The organism is Tissierella sp. MB52-C2 (assembly GCF_030931715.1).
Classification (GTDB): Bacteria; Bacillota; Clostridia; order Tissierellales; family Tissierellaceae; genus Tissierella.
On the sequence record NZ_CP133261.1, the window covers coordinates 3,106,521 to 3,121,938 of the forward strand.

General features: G+C 32.2%; 14 protein-coding genes. All 14 read right to left on the reverse strand.

Annotated features, from left to right (window positions below; all coding sequences use genetic code 11):
• Positions 1 to 55: 55 nt before the first annotated feature.
• Positions 56 to 1,423 (reverse strand): germination protein YpeB, encoded by a 1,368-nt coding sequence (ypeB, locus tag RBU61_RS15680; RefSeq protein WP_308876578.1) that lies wholly within the window; start codon positions 1,421 to 1,423, stop codon positions 56 to 58.
• A gap of 33 nt (positions 1,424 to 1,456) precedes the next feature.
• Positions 1,457 to 2,158 carry a spore cortex-lytic enzyme gene (gene sleB, locus RBU61_RS15685; RefSeq protein ID WP_308876579.1) on the reverse strand — a complete coding sequence of 234 codons (702 nt, stop codon included), beginning with the start codon at positions 2,156 to 2,158 and terminating at the stop codon, positions 1,457 to 1,459.
• A gap of 118 nt (positions 2,159 to 2,276) precedes the next feature.
• A complete protein-coding gene (gene spoIIR / locus RBU61_RS15690) occupies positions 2,277 to 2,885 on the reverse strand; it encodes a stage II sporulation protein R (protein WP_308876580.1) in 609 nt (202 codons plus the stop codon).
• Between the two features lie 91 nt (positions 2,886 to 2,976).
• Positions 2,977 to 4,107 carry a Ger(x)C family spore germination protein gene (locus RBU61_RS15695; RefSeq protein ID WP_308876581.1) on the reverse strand — a complete coding sequence of 377 codons (1,131 nt, stop codon included), beginning with the start codon at positions 4,105 to 4,107 and terminating at the stop codon, positions 2,977 to 2,979.
• Complete coding sequence (locus tag RBU61_RS15700; protein ID WP_308876582.1) at positions 4,100 to 5,206, reverse strand: endospore germination permease; 1,107 nt, start codon at positions 5,204 to 5,206, stop codon at positions 4,100 to 4,102. The genes RBU61_RS15695 and RBU61_RS15700 overlap by 8 nt, the downstream gene beginning before the upstream one ends.
• Entirely contained in the window at positions 5,193 to 6,707 is a 1,515-nt protein-coding gene (locus tag RBU61_RS15705) for a spore germination protein (protein WP_308876583.1), read from the reverse strand. The genes RBU61_RS15700 and RBU61_RS15705 overlap by 14 nt, the downstream gene beginning before the upstream one ends.
• Positions 6,708 to 6,717: 10 nt before the next feature.
• A complete protein-coding gene (locus RBU61_RS15710; protein WP_308876584.1) occupies positions 6,718 to 6,927 on the reverse strand; it encodes a CLC_0170 family protein in 210 nt (69 codons plus the stop codon).
• Between the two features lie 56 nt (positions 6,928 to 6,983).
• Positions 6,984 to 7,838: a 4-(cytidine 5'-diphospho)-2-C-methyl-D-erythritol kinase gene (ispE, locus tag RBU61_RS15715; protein WP_308876585.1), complete on the reverse strand. Its 855-nt coding sequence runs from the start codon at positions 7,836 to 7,838 to the stop codon at positions 6,984 to 6,986.
• A gap of 71 nt (positions 7,839 to 7,909) precedes the next feature.
• The gene (locus RBU61_RS15720) at positions 7,910 to 9,457 is read right to left on the reverse strand and encodes an SPOCS domain-containing protein (RefSeq protein WP_308876586.1); all 1,548 of its coding nucleotides are present in this window, start codon (positions 9,455 to 9,457) and stop codon (positions 7,910 to 7,912) included.
• A gap of 110 nt (positions 9,458 to 9,567) precedes the next feature.
• On the reverse strand, positions 9,568 to 9,834 hold the full coding sequence (locus tag RBU61_RS15725) for a Veg family protein (RefSeq protein ID WP_374212455.1): 267 nt from the start codon (positions 9,832 to 9,834) through the stop codon (positions 9,568 to 9,570).
• Positions 9,835 to 9,997: 163 nt separating this feature from the next.
• Entirely contained in the window at positions 9,998 to 10,723 is a 726-nt protein-coding gene (locus RBU61_RS15730; protein ID WP_308876587.1) for a FadR/GntR family transcriptional regulator, read from the reverse strand.
• An 82-nt stretch (positions 10,724 to 10,805) separates the two neighbouring features.
• Positions 10,806 to 12,251, reverse strand: a complete 1,446-nt coding sequence (locus RBU61_RS15735; RefSeq protein WP_308876588.1) for a sodium:solute symporter family protein — start codon at positions 12,249 to 12,251, stop codon at positions 10,806 to 10,808.
• A 76-nt stretch (positions 12,252 to 12,327) separates the two neighbouring features.
• Positions 12,328 to 13,293: a C-terminal binding protein gene (locus RBU61_RS15740; protein ID WP_308876589.1), complete on the reverse strand. Its 966-nt coding sequence runs from the start codon at positions 13,291 to 13,293 to the stop codon at positions 12,328 to 12,330.
• Positions 13,294 to 13,314: 21 nt separating this feature from the next.
• Positions 13,315 to 15,411, reverse strand: a complete 2,097-nt coding sequence (locus tag RBU61_RS15745; protein ID WP_308876590.1) for an acetate--CoA ligase family protein — start codon at positions 15,409 to 15,411, stop codon at positions 13,315 to 13,317.
• Positions 15,412 to 15,418 lie beyond the last annotated feature (7 nt).

Here is a 15,418-nt window from a genome sequence, read left to right on the forward strand (position 1 = left end):
GCAAGAAAATATAAAACACAAGGCTTCGGAGAACTCTCCAAAGCCCAGTTTTTCACTAAAATGTTAGTGTACCATTTTCATTTTTTATTATTTGTAGAATTTGTTCTTCTCTACCATCTAAGGCATTTATATATACTATAAAATCTGAGTCATTATATTTTCCCTTAAACTCATAACATAAAACTTCATTTGAGCCATTTGGTATTATAGCTAATCTAGCAGAATCTATATTAAAATCGGTTTTTATCTTAGCTCTTGCCTCTTCCTCAGTTAAATGTGGAGATGTTATATTTCTTTCTTGGTGGTTCATATAATATGCAGATGCATTAAATCCTACTATTTCCCCTGTATCTAATGCTACTTTTACTTTAACTAAATCGGGATAAATAGTTACATCATCTTGAGTGTTGGCAAAGTTAAATAATATGCTTCCATTATATTTTAGCGAATAGTTTGGTTCCATATTTTGAAAACCTTTTTCCTTTAAATACTTTAATGCCTTTTCCTCTGCATTTTTTACAGATAATTTTGCATTAGATACTGGTCTTGGGTTTTCCATCCAAACTACTTTACCACCTTTTCTAGATACCCCCATATATACTGCTAAGTCTTTTGCTTGGTTATTAGGATATAGATGGAATGTATAAGCTGGAAGCCTTGATTCATTTATATGCTCACCTTCTTCAAAGGCCTCAATACTCCTTACCCTATCTCTTCCAAAAAAATCCTGTGCTGCTTTTTTTGCGTCATTTAAAGATACATCATTCTTCGGTAATCCTACAGCCTTTTTATTTACCATTTGATCTGAGAAAGGTCCATCATATATTAACTCTGGCATCTTTCCCATTTGTTTATCCATTGTCACCAAAGATGTTTGAAATACTTGGCTATTACCTTCCTCCACATTCTTTCTCTGCTGATGGCTCATGGCACCTAATGTAAAGTTGGAATCCACCAGGCTGTCATGTAATTTTGACAATTCTTGGTTAAATGCTTGAGAATTTGATTGAAGATTGTTTAATGTTTCTCTTTGATCCTGGGTTATATCTTCTCCCTGCATATGCTTCCTTATTAAATAGGAAGCATAATCTGCTGTTTGTGTTAAAAATTTTTCTGTTTTTGCAGTTTCTGCATGGGTTATTGGCATTTGACTCAATTTTTCTTTAGCAAAAAATGCCTCATTCATAATCTGTGAAAATAATACTACATTTTGCTCTTTGGAGCTGGCTACTAATGCCTTAGATAAGTTTACCTGAACATTTTCTACGTGTTTCTTAATATCGAAGAATAATCTCTGATAGGTATTTTCTAAAGCAGTTTCATAACTAATCCTACTTTGATTTTGATTATACCCCCACACTAATGCTGCAACAAGTAGAAGACTTAGTAAGGCTGGGGCAATTATATGTCGTCGCTTATCCATTTTTACCTCCCTTTCGGTATTGATTTACAATTCCTATACTCCAAACCAGTGTTTACCTATTTTTAGCATTACTTTCCTTGACCATATCCACTTAGATGTTGCTGTAACTGGGTTCCAATAATATAAACATCCATAGGTTGGGTCCCATCCATTTAGGGCATCTCTTGCTGCATTTATGGAATCTTTATTTGGAGTTAGATTTATTTGTCCATCAGCAACTGCGGTAAATGCAAGAGGCTGGTATATTACACTGGCTACTGTATTTGGGAAAGAAGAGCTTCTAGTTCTATTAAGTATAACTGCTGCTACTGCTACCTTTCCTACATAAGGTTCCCCTCTGGCTTCACCATGTATAGCCCTTGCCAATAGATATTCATCGGTTTTTCTATCTACTCCTGCTGTTGAAGTAGTAGTAGTAGTTGCTGCTGTTGTCATACCCAACGCCTTAGCTGTAGATGTTCCTACTACGCCATCAACTGTAAGACCATTTTTAGCTTGAAACTTTCTTACAGCTCTATAAGTTCTTGCGGCATATACTCCATCTACTCGACCATCATAATATCCCCACCTAAGCAGCTTATCTTGAACTGTCCTTACATCTTGACCTTGAGATCCCCAGTAAAGAATTCTTGGGGCATAAAAACCAATCTGCGTACTTGCATGAGGTTCGTAGAACGAAAATACTGATAGCAAAACCATTGATAAAACAGTGGTAATTATAATAAATTTTTTCAAGATTGTTTACTCCTTTCATAGTTTTACTTATTTTAAGTAAAATCCCAGATTTTATTCATGAAAGTTTTAATAAAGTAAATAACTCCGATTTTTCATGCCTATGAAAAATCGGAGTTATCTACTTTTTATTTTTCTCTTTTATACTTTTTACCACATCTACTACTTTCCATTTTAATTTTAGCTTTGGTTCTTTCTCTACTTCCTCCTCTACTTCTATTTCCTTTTCTATATTATAAGCTACTGAATGGCTTATATCTACAAAGCATAGTGGTGGAAACATGACACACCACCAATTTTGCCCTTTCCCTTCTCCTAAAGTAATAAGCAAAGTCTCATATTCTCCTGCCGGTAATACTAGATTCCCATATTTTCTTGTGGGAAATTCATCTTGTCCAAGACTTATATTTACCTCATAATTCTTTCCCTCTTTTTTAATTACATCTTCTGTAATCGATTTCATCTCCATCATATTGGCTTCTATTATTTCTCTACTTTCTTCTATAGTTTCAGTATCTTTAAATTTCATTTTCATTTCCTTCAATATCTCGTCTCTTATTTTAAGCTTTAGTGCCTGATCTTCTTCCATATCACTATTGGCTCTTATATGAAACCTTATTAATTCATTTTTAAATCCTTCCTTCACTTCATTTTCAATATACGGATATACTATGTAAGTAAATGTAAGAATAAATAATGATAATAGCAAAATAATTTTTTTATATTTCATAGACTTGTCCCCCTTCGTATTATCATTGTTACCAAGGTAGTTTTTTTTATACATAGATTCTAAAAGAATAGTGAATAGTTTTCACTATTCACTATTGAACCAGTCCCCTTCTTCTAATCTTAACATCTATTTCCACTTCTATATCCATGTCAGCAAAAACCTCATCCCAATCATTCCCTACCTCTTTCCATACTCTAGGATGGAATTTCGATATATATTCACCTATTCCTATGGCATCTGATTTATATTCTTTTTGCAGTATCTCCAATACCTGACTGGTTTCTTTAGTAAGTTCTTTTTCTATTGATTCTTCCATCTTTCTTATTAATTCTGTGTTGTTAAGTGTTGGGTTCTCTCTATGGATATATTCTTGTAATGCACCTTCTACTTGAATTTCCAGTCTTACTTTTAGTTCCTCATTATTTTTTATAAACTTTCTTTTCAGCTTAGAGCCAGTAGATATATAAGAAATAGTCATATCCTCAAATGCAGCTACTACTAAATCACTTTTCCATTCTCCTTTTAAAATAGTCAATGCTCTATTCTGTACTTCATCTAAATTCCCTATAAGCTTATAGTCTTTAAATATAGCCCCTCCAAAAAATTTTATATCTTCCACGCCTGTTGCAGCTCTAGGAGCAATGGCTACTCCACTTAAATCTATATCTCTAATAAAATCTGTAAGTGTTATTGGTGTATACCTAAAAGTACTCCTTTTACCACTTAACATACTAAAAAGTGTTCCTTCTATTACTTCCTGTCTTTTAGCATTTGGTATAGAAAATAGTAAATCCTTGGCACTTTCTTCTGCTTGTAATATCCTTACTTTTTTACTTATACTAAAATCTCTGCTCATTCCATCTACAATTTCCTTAACAGTACCTGCATCACTTGTTATATTTTTTCCCAATACTAAAACCCTCAACATCTTAAAATTAAAAGGATATTGTAATCTAGTGGACAGTTGTTTTGACCCTTCAAATACTGACGATGCAACAGTAGATACTATATGTATTCTTTCTTCTTGAGTTGCATTTTTCCCTATGGCATTTATATTAGGATATGTTATGGTAATAACATATTTATCTCCTTCTTCCTCATTTAAATCTATTCCTATGGAATATGGAAATAAAATTTGATTAATTTCCTGCATATCCCAGCACCCTGTCATAAATAGGCTTAATATAGTTATAATCAATAGATATATTATTTTTTTATTCATCTACTTGCCTCCTTACTTTAAAGAGACCTATAAGATAGATTAAAGTAGGCAGAATAACCACACTTATAATTCCAAGGTAATTAATCATTGTTCCTAGTATTTTTTCTATTTGCAACGCATCTTGAGGAACCAGTGAAAAAATATATATAATTGGTATCATTGGAAATATAAAAAAACCATGTTCCCTTACTGCAAATAAATTCGATAATATTTTTCCTGCTGAATAATAGGTTGGAGCCATTGTTGCAAATATAACCAGTGTCCAAATGGCCATGGCTATTCCATCTAGATTTTCAATAAAAAATCCTGGTAAATCAATCTCTTTAATAAGGGATAGAGTGGGGAATACCTGCCTTTGTAGGCTATGCAATCCATATTGTGATAGTGTTAGCAAAAATACTACTGAATATATAATAGTTATTATAATTATTGCTGAAATACTGGTTCTTACAATTTTAGACTTATTATTCTTATCTTCTGCAAAGGGAATTGCAAATAAAAGTATTTCAAAACCTATAAAGCTGAAGTAGGAATCCAACACAGCCTTTGGCAATTTCTTTATATCAAACTGAAATACTGGCAGTGCATTGGTATAATCTATACTTGGTAAAGAAAAGATAATCAAAATTATTATACTTACTATTATAATAGGATATATATGGTACCCTAATCTTCCAATTATTTGTATTTCTGATCTTGCAATATATGTTGTGGCAAGTATAAAGGTAATTATCAGAACTTCTGGAGGAGTGGTTTCTAGTAAAAATGCTTTTACTAGTTCTGCAAGATTCCTAGATAAAGAAGCCATAAGCGCCATATTATATATAAAAAAAATAAAAACAAAAAAATTAAATACCCATTTTCCTAAGACTTCTCTCCCTATTTCAAAAAAATCTTTATTGGGATAAAGCTGAAATATTTTATTTATAATAAGTACAGTTATAATTGAAAATATTCCTCCAAGTATTATGGGTATCCATCCGTCATTTCCTATGGCTATTGCCATTTTATTAGGCAGAGATAATATTCCTGCGCCAATTACTGTGGAAACAATCAATCCTCTTATTTGAACACTTGATATTTCATTAGTCTCTCTCATCTTTCCAATTTCTCCTCATTCTTACTTTATTTCTTGGCTTGGTAAAAGTTGGTCTTTCTTCTAAATACTGAATTGGTGATTTAAATAATGTATCCTTTAACTCTCCTTTACTTATACCTAAACCAGAATATGGAGATGTAAATGGTATACCAAAGCTATTTAGTTTAATTAAATGAGTAATAAGTACTATAAGCCCTAGCATTACTCCATATAATCCTAAAACTGCGGCAAATATAATAAGTAAGAACCTCCAAACCCTAAGTCCTGATGCAAATTCGTAACTTGGTATAGCAAATGAAGATATAGTAGTTACAGCTACTATAATTATTAAAATAGAGCTGACTATTCCTGCCTCTACTGCTGCTTGACCTATTATAAGACCTCCTACTATTCCTATGGTAGTACCTATAGGCCCCGAAATCCTTGTACCTGATTCCCTTATTAGCTCTATTGTTATTTCCATTAAAAAGGTTTCTATCACCGCCGGAAAAGGTACATTTATTCTACTGGCTGCCAAATAGTAAGTCAACTTTGTAGGCAATATTCCTGGATGATATGAAATAATGGATATATAAAGTGCAGGAGACAATACACATAGAAAAAATGCCACTAGTCTTAGACTTCTTAGAATTTGAGACTCTGTCCATCTATTATAATAGTCTTCTGATGACTGAAAAAGTGTACCTATTGTGGCAGGTACTATCAATACAAAAGGTGAGTTATCTACTACAATTGCTATCCTACCTTCACATAATGCTGCTGCTACTGAATCTGGCCTTTCTGTGTTCTCTATTTGCGGAAATGCAGATAAATAATTATCTTCTATTAAGTTTTCCAACATTGAACTATCTTGTATAGAATCTATATCTATGGCTCTTATTCTTTCATTGACCTCTTGTAATATACCCTTATCCACTATATCATCCATATACATTATGGCTACATTAGTCTTTGATCTTCTACCTACTTGTTTTACAGTTATTTTTAGGTTAGTATCCTTTATCCTTCTTCTAATTAGAGTCGTATTTGTCTTTAATCCCTCACTAAATCCTTCTCTAGGCCCTCTAACTACTGTTTCTGTCTGTGGTTCACTAATCCCTCTTGTAGCCCATCCCTTTGAACCTATTATAATAGCCTTTTCCATACCATCTATGAGAAGTACTGTATCTCCCGATAAAATAGTATCTATAATTTTTTCCATATGATTTTCTTCTTTAAGTTCAGAACTATATAATATTTCCTTATATATAACATCTATTAATTTAGTCTTAAATCCTTTTAAAGAAAAAGATTTTGCCTCTTCTTCTGCTAGCAAAGCACCGATGGTATATTCTGATATATGATCCTTGTCCACTAGCCCATCTATATATATAACTGCCATTTTGACCCTATATACATCTCCTACCTCAAGCCTTCTGACGATTATATCGTAACAGTCTTCAAATAGTTCCTCTATTGCCTCTACATTTTTTTCTATATCTTTAAGAAGTATTCTTTGCATAATTATCTCCTCACATTACCAATAATAAAATATACATTAGTCCGCCAATCACTATATAGGAGTAGGATATGATTTTCAATATCTTTAGCTCTCTTATATATCCCTTTTGTTTAAATTTTCTATCGTCTAGCAATAAGGTAAATACGCCTACTATTACTGTCATTAAAATAGTCGTGTAATTGTTTAATCCCCTTAAAATCCGCAGTAACTCAGAATACAAAAAACCCACCTCCTGTAACTAATATAGTTTACAAAAGATGGGTATTATATACATTATTAAATTGTCTTTGTTGCTATTACTATTGCATTAGTATATTTTTCTTCCATTTTTTTCTTGCAATAATCTAATCTATCCTTATGCTCAAAAAATCCAAATACTGTAGGACCGCTGCCACTCATCAATGGCGTCAATGAACCAAATCTTACTAGATCATCTTTAATCTCTCCTATTATAGGATTTTTTTCTATGACTACTTCTTCCATTATATTTATCATATTATCTGATAAATTCTTTATATCATTATTCTCTATGGACGAAATTATCCTATCAGTGTCCAAAGTCTTTTTTCCTTTAAGTCTTAGACTCTTATATACTTCCACAGTGGAAACCTCTAATCCAGGGTTGATTAAAAGTAATTGGTGATCCTTAAAAGACTTTAATTTAGTCAATTTTTCCCCTATACCCTTTGCAAGGGCTGTTCCCCCCATAATGCAAAAAGGTACATCTGCACCTATTTCTACACCGATTTTCCTTAACTCCTCTTCATTTAAGTTCAGCTCCCACAGGTCATTGAGAGCCTTTAAGGCAGCAGCAGCATTAGTACTTCCACCTGCCAATCCTGCTGCTACTGGTATTCTCTTATTTATGTTTATATGGATTCCTCTATCTATTCCAGTTTTTTTCTTAAGTATTTCCCAAGATTTATATACTATGTTCGTAGAATCTAGAGGTAAATTTTTATAGTTGCTTTCTAGCTTTATGCCTTTTTTCATATCTTTTATGGTCAATATATCGCTTAAGTCTATTTCCTGCATTATAGTATTGATTTCATGGTAATTGTCTTCTCTTTTATATAATACATCTAAACCTAAGTTTATTTTCCCATAGGATTCTATTTTCATTTCTTTCATATAGGTTACTCCTTAAAAAATTTAACTCCTATATTATATCATAGTCCTTGAGATAATTTAAAGGTTTAAATTTAGAAAGATATATCTACTGTTTTTTCAATGATTATTTTTTCCCCTACTACTATATCATTTGGGCTTATACTATCATTTGCTTGAAGAATTTCCTCTACAGTTGTATTATATCTCTTAGCTATATCCCATAGTTTATCTTCTCTTTGTACTATATAGATTGTTATACTAGGACGGTTTCTCTTATCTATTATTTCTCCAGTCTCCTCTAGAGACTTAATTAAGGACAAAGATCTATTTCTATTGATTTTAATATTATGTTTAACAGAGGCTTCTACTACAAATATATCTTTAGATAAGTTTGCCCTAATAGTTTCTAAATCTAGACTAATTTCCGCCAATGGATCGACTACTTTCTCATCTAGAGATAGATAGTATTTATAAGGAATTTCTTCCCTTAAAGTATCTATGCTTTCTGTTACATCATCTAAGTAAATTCCCTGTACTATACAAATACCCTCTACTATAAACTCTCCATCTATAAATCTACTTTCTATAATGGAAGGGTAACCTGTTAAGTCATAGATTTCCCTTATTCTATATTGTGACAAATCCTTAACTATACTTTCTCTATGGACTACATTTTTTATATTTTCAACTAAAGTCAGTTCTTCCTTCTCAATCTTAACTTTTTCCTTAGTAGAATATGCATCTACTATTAAATTCTTTTCATTTTCTGAATATGCTAATCCGGATATACTAATCTTTGCCTCTATATCTAGTACTTTAAGTTCTCCTACATCATTTTCCAATACCTCATATCCACCTTCTACTACTTCCATAAGAATTTCTCCTTGAGATCCAGATAAAGCTCCAGGTATTTCTAGGAAATGGTTAAATGGCATTTCTTCTTCTATTGTGGCAATTTGACCTTCACCGTAATAAACTACTCTAGCATTTACCATACCAGATATGATTATTCTATCATCTGCCACAGTGGCATCTTCCTCATAGGCTTGAATAGATAACTTAAGTATTTCCTCTATGGCAGGCTTATCTTCTCTTAATTCAAAGGCCTCCTTTACAAAGGCATAGGCAGTTTCTCTACCATGGATTTCTTTATATTTAATTGTTTCCTTTAGAGTTTGAAGACTTTCTTTTCTTTCTATGTCTTTTATTATTTCTATATTTTTTACTTCTTCCACTTTTCCCTCTAGGCTGACTAAAGCCTTTAGAGATACCTTTCTTTCATCTAATAACTCATGTTCAATATATTCTATATTTGTCTTTACAGTTGCTGACATATCGTCTGTTATTCCCTCTATTCCTATTTCTTCTCTAAAATCTGCATTGGAATCTATAGTATAGATGCTCTTTTCCTCTTCCTTAGATTTATATACTACTTTAAATTTTACTACTCCTGATACTACTAGCCTATCTCTAATGACTTTTGTACTAAGTACTTCTACGACTCCATCCGCCCATAGTATACTTTCTAAATCCGGTCTTGATGGGTTTAAGTATATTTCAGTTTCTACTAAGGCTTGGGTATCTTCTTTTCCTCGTAGTTCCTCAATTCTTAAGATATCTTTTATTAACTCTATAGACATATTATCCCCCCTAATCTTTTCCTATAACTATCCTATGAGAATATATATGCTTTAATGTCCAAAATAATGAATTAAAAAAAATAACTGTACAATTAGCTGTACAGTTATTTCTAAGATATCTTTACTTTCTGTTGAGTTTCTGAGCAAACAGTTACTTCTACTGTTCCTGTTAATATATCGGTATAGGTATATGATACTTTCCTTGAGCTATCGTATTCATTGCAAATCCTTACTACAAATAGGTTAGGATATGCAGCTTCCAATATTCCATCTCTAACTACTGTTCTTTTTCTACCTTTATTAGCTCTTAATATTACCTTCTTACCAATATATTTTTCGATGTCCTTACGAATTCCAATCAATATGTTTTTTTCCAATATAGCAAACCACCTTCCATTATTTGCTCCTTAAACATAAGGGCAGAAAGAAGTGTTTGGGACACTCATATTATACTATAACATATTATAATATATTTGTCAAATAAATAGTTTATTATACTATAACTTCATATAGGTTGTCAATTGGAAAATATAAATTTTTTTATAATTTTTTATTTGATACGGAATTTAACCTCAATAAATCCTTTTCTGTAAGCTGTATATGTTCCATCATTAGATTAACTGCCTTTTCAGGATTTCTTTCTTTTATGGCATTTAATACATTTCTATGTTGTTCAACAAAATAATATGTTTTTAAATACTCATCATGTTCCTTATATATTTCTCTTATGGACTTTATAAAGGGCTGCATAAGGTTAGATACTGAATCTGATATGATTTGAAACATTACATTATTCATCATCCCTATTAACTTCCCATGAAATTCTATATCTAACTGTGATTGTTCGTCTTCGTCTATTGCATCTTCCATTTTGTTAACAATAACTTCTAATTCCTCTATTTGCTCTTCTGTCGCTTTTATTGATGCAGTCCTTACGGCTTGAATCTCCAAAGAATGTCTTAGCTCCAATATATCTTCTATGGTTCCATTATTTAGCTTATATGCTATTGATATGGATTTCAAAATAGTTGAATTTACATTATTAGATATATAACTTCCCTCACCTTGTTTAGATTCAATAAGACCCAGAACTTCCAATGCCTTTAGGGCTTCTCTTAGGGATGATCTACTTACACCTAATTTAGTTGTTAGTTCTCTTTCTGGCGGTAATTTATCTCCCTTTTTAAAAGTACCATCCAAAATAAGCTCTTGAATTTGTTCTACTATTTGTTCATAATTTTTCTTTGTATTTACTGATTCAAACAAGGTCAGCACTCCCTCTTTTATAAAGTATCGTTATATTTTTATCTATATCCATTATATGATTTATAATCTTTAGTATCAAGCACTAATTGATTTTATTGTGACTTAAATACTTTTCAATCTTTTCTTTATCTCTTTCTGAAGGTTTTGTAATTAGAGACATTGGTATAAATACTAGGGCTGAAACCAATAGTCCAGGCCACAGTGGATCTATATTAAATATGGGTCCTAAGTTAAAGTTATTACCTAAAAACCATAGTACAACAGTACTTAAAGATAATGTCATACTCCAAAAAGCAGATTTACTGTTTGCCTTTTTCCAGAAAAATATTCCTATGGTAGGTAAAAATAATCCTGCTGAATTTATGGTAAAAGCTAAATAAAGTATATTTACTATATTCATCATTTTAATTGCCATAATTGTGCTCAATGCTCCAATTAACATAGAACTTATTGTTCCTAAGTTTAACAAATGTCTTTCTGAAGCCTTAGGATTAATATATCTTTGATAAATATCTCTAGTTATATTTGCTGATGCAGTTAAAGTAGATATGTCACTAGTTGACATTAAGGCTGATATAATTCCTATTAACATAATCCCCTTTACACCAGTAGGAAGTAAGTTGCTTATTATAGTAGGTAATATTGCACTGGTATCTCCTATATTTGGGAATATAATCCTACCTGCCATCCCTATATAAGTGGAAACTATAGCTATAAAAGCTGTTCCTATAATTGCAAGTAGTGTACCATTTCTTGCCGATCTTTCATCTTTGGCAGCAAAGCATCTAGTATAACTATCCATACTTGTGAAAAATGTTAAGGTAATTGATACTATAAATCCTAAAATTGTACTAGTTCCCCATGCTCCTAGTTTAAAGAAAGATGGAGGAAATTGAGATGGAAAATTTGTTATACTTCCTGATGCTTTATATATAAATGGTATAACAATAACTAATGAACCTAAAATCAATACAGTTTGAGCCACATCAGTATACGTAACTGCTAAAAGCCCGCCTGTTGCCGTATATATACTAACTACGACAGCAGATAATATTATACAAAATGTAATATTCCATCCAGTAAAGGTATAAAGTATACCTCCAGCTGCCACCAATTGTCCAGCATTATAGGCTATATTTGCCAGTATCGTGGTAATTATGGAAACCATTCTACATCTACTATCATATCTGTCTTCTATTAAATCTGGATAGGTTATATGGCTAAACTTATCTCCTACTTTCTTTATCAATGTAGTAAATGTTAGTCCGAATACAGCGAAACCTACACACATAGCACCCACATACCAAACAGCCGTAATACCTAATTCATAGGCATTGGCAGCTGTGGCAACGATTGCAGCTCCACCTACCCAGGATGATAACCAAAGACACATCATAGAAATAGTTCCCGTCTTCTTTCCTCCAAGGTAAAAATCTTCCATACTGTTTTGTTTTTTACTTGCATAAAATCCTAAATAAAGCATAAAAACCAGATAAGAAATTATTAAAATTATATCTATTATATTCATACCCATCCTCCCATAAGGATTTTTTTCATTAGATTCAAGGCTCCATTACTAGGAGCCTTGGTATTTTAGTTTATTTTTATTTTCTTACACCATTTACTATACTAAGCTTGTCATATTCACCTTTTAAGTAGGTGTCTATGTTTTGAGCAGATAGCTTCTGAATTTCATATTGTGATGTTTGAGAGTAATATGCTACGTGAGGTGTTATGATCACGTTGTTTCTTCCAACTAACTTAGACTGTCTTAAGTCTGGATCTTCTTCTTCTAACACATCAAGTCCTGCTCCTCTAACTAGTCCTTCATCTAGAGCTTTAGCTAAACAGTCTTCATTTATAATAGCTCCCCTACCTGCATTTATAATTAAAGGTTTCTTTTTCATCATATTATATTTTTCCATGGTGAAATATCCCTTAGTTTCATCTGTAAGAGGTGCATGGATAGATATAATATCTGATCTTTCCATTAGCTCCTCCATAGTAACTACTTCTACATTTAACTGTTTAGCCAGTTCCATATTCATATATGGATCTGATGCAATAATTTTCATTCCAAAAGCATTGGCTCTTTTTGCAACTTCTCTAGCTATATTTCCAAAACCAAATAATCCCAATGTTTGTTCACTAAGTCTAGTTACATCTTTACAAAGGTCATATCTCCATTCTTTATCTTCTTGTACATTTTTATCGAATTCTTTTATTCTTCTATCTAATGTTAAAATTAAAGCCATAGTATGGTCTGCTACTTCTGGCGTACAATAGCTAGGGTTATTTAATACTGCTATGCCTCTTTCAGCCGCTGCTTTAATATCTACACTATTAAATCCTATAGCAGCTTGAGATATTATCTTCAGCTTAGGTAAAGCATCCATTACTTTAGCTGTAAAAGGTTCATAGGCAGATATTACTGCATCTACATCCTGAAGATTTTTTATAAGGTCCTCTTCTGTAGGAGAATGTTTTATTTCAAGAGTTGCTCCTTCAGGAATAAATTTTTCTTCTATTTCTGCTGTTTCTTGGGGATGAGTCAAAACTATTTTATACATTTATCTCTTCCTTCCCATTTATTATTCTTTTAGTATGATTAAAGAGTCTGCCACAGATAGACCTTCTCCCTTTTCATATAGGAATACTGGATTTATATCTATTTCTGCCACAATATCTTTATTTTCTACTGCAAAGTTTGATACCTTGACGATTAAATCTACTAAGGCATCTATATCTAATTCATTACTACCCCTATAGCCTGTTAGAAGCGGATACCCTTTTAGAGATTTTACCATTTCTAAGGCTTCGTTATGGTTTAGTGGTGCTGGGTATAATGCAACATCCTTAAATATTTCGACAAATACTCCACCTAATCCGCAAAGAATCATCGGCCCGTATAATGGATCATTATTTACTCCTATTATAAGTTCTGTACCTTTTGGTAACATTTCCTGGATTAGTATTCCATTGATCTTTGCATTTGGATTATATTTTGCTACACTTTCCATTATCTCATCATACGCTTTTTTAACATCTTCTTCAGATTGGATATTCAGTTTAACTCCACCTGCATCTGATTTATGTGGAATATCTGCTGATTCAATTTTCATTACTAGAGGATAACCGATTTCATTTGCCATTTTTATGGCTTCTTCCTTATCTTTTGCAATATCTTCCTTTGGTACTGGTATTCCTGCTTTAGACAGCATGGTTTTACTTTCATGTTCTGATAAAAACTTTCTAGTTTCCTTTTTATCATCAGTTGGCAGACCCACATCTAATGTATGTTCATCTGGATTATACTCAATAAATTCACTGAATTTCTTTAATATTTCCATGGCATAAACAACTGGAGGTAAAATAGAAACCCCTGCTTTTTCTAGTCTTTCTGCATATTCTTGATTTCTTGTGTTCTCAATATAAGGAATCATTACCATAGGCTTTGTATTACCTTCTTTAACTACCTTTTCTATACCTTCTGTCATATAGTATATACAAGGGTCTGCTATATTAAGTAGTAAGGTATATCCTATTAGAACCATGTCTACATTAGGATCATCCATTACTGCCCTTAAGGCTCCTGCATACTTTTCACTATCATAGGATAGACTTGCTGTCATATCCAGTGGATTGTTTGGAGTTGCATAACTTGGTAACATTTCTGTTAGTTTTTTCAGTGTACTATCTGTAAAATCAGGATAGTTTATTCCCTTTAAGGAACCTATATCTGCTGTAATTATGGTTTCTCCGCCTGAAAGGTTCATAGCTGCAAATCTTGCGTTCTTTGGATATTCTTTTATGGTAGATAATAGGTGAGTCATGGATAATAATTCTTCCATATCATTTACCCTTATTACCCCAAACTTCTTAAATAATGCATCATAAGTCTTATCAGAGCCTGATAAACTTCCTGTATGGGATGCAGATATTGCTGAACCTTTTTCTGACCTACCAGTCTTTAAGATTACAACAGGTTTTCTTTTTATTGCTGCTTTTTTAAGGGCATTTACAAATACTTCTGGTTTAGAAACTCCCTCTAAATATGCTGCTACAACTTTTGTATCTTCATCATCTACTAAATAGTCTAAATATTCTTCTACTTTCACTACAGAACTATTTCCGGAAGAGATTACATAAGAAAACTTACCCTTTGGATTGTCCATAAGTGAAAGACATAGTTGTCCACTTTGAGATACTAATCCAACTGTACCTTTTCTATCTCTTTTTTCTGCTACAAAAGCAAAACTATAAACATCATCAATATAGTTGATAAATCCACCACAGTTTGGTCCAAGAAGGGCAATTCCTAATTCTTCACAAGTATTTATTAATTCTTTTTCTGCCCTTCTTCCCTCTTCTGTTCCTGTTTCAGAATATCCACTGGCGTATACTACTGCTCCCTTACAACCTTTTTTGTGAGATTGTTTTAATATATCTAAAACTGTACTTTGAGGTGTACAAATAATTACCATATCAAAGTTTTCTGGTATATCACCTACTGATTTATAACATTTTTGTCCAAATACTTCTTCTCTTTTAGGGTTTACGAAGTAATATTTAGATGGATTACTGAAATCCATTATATTTTTACAAGTATCTCCACCGAAGGAACCTTCTCTTTCACTGGCTCCTACTAAGGCGATTTTGTTTGGTTTTAAAAGGTTAGATACGTTCATTAATCCG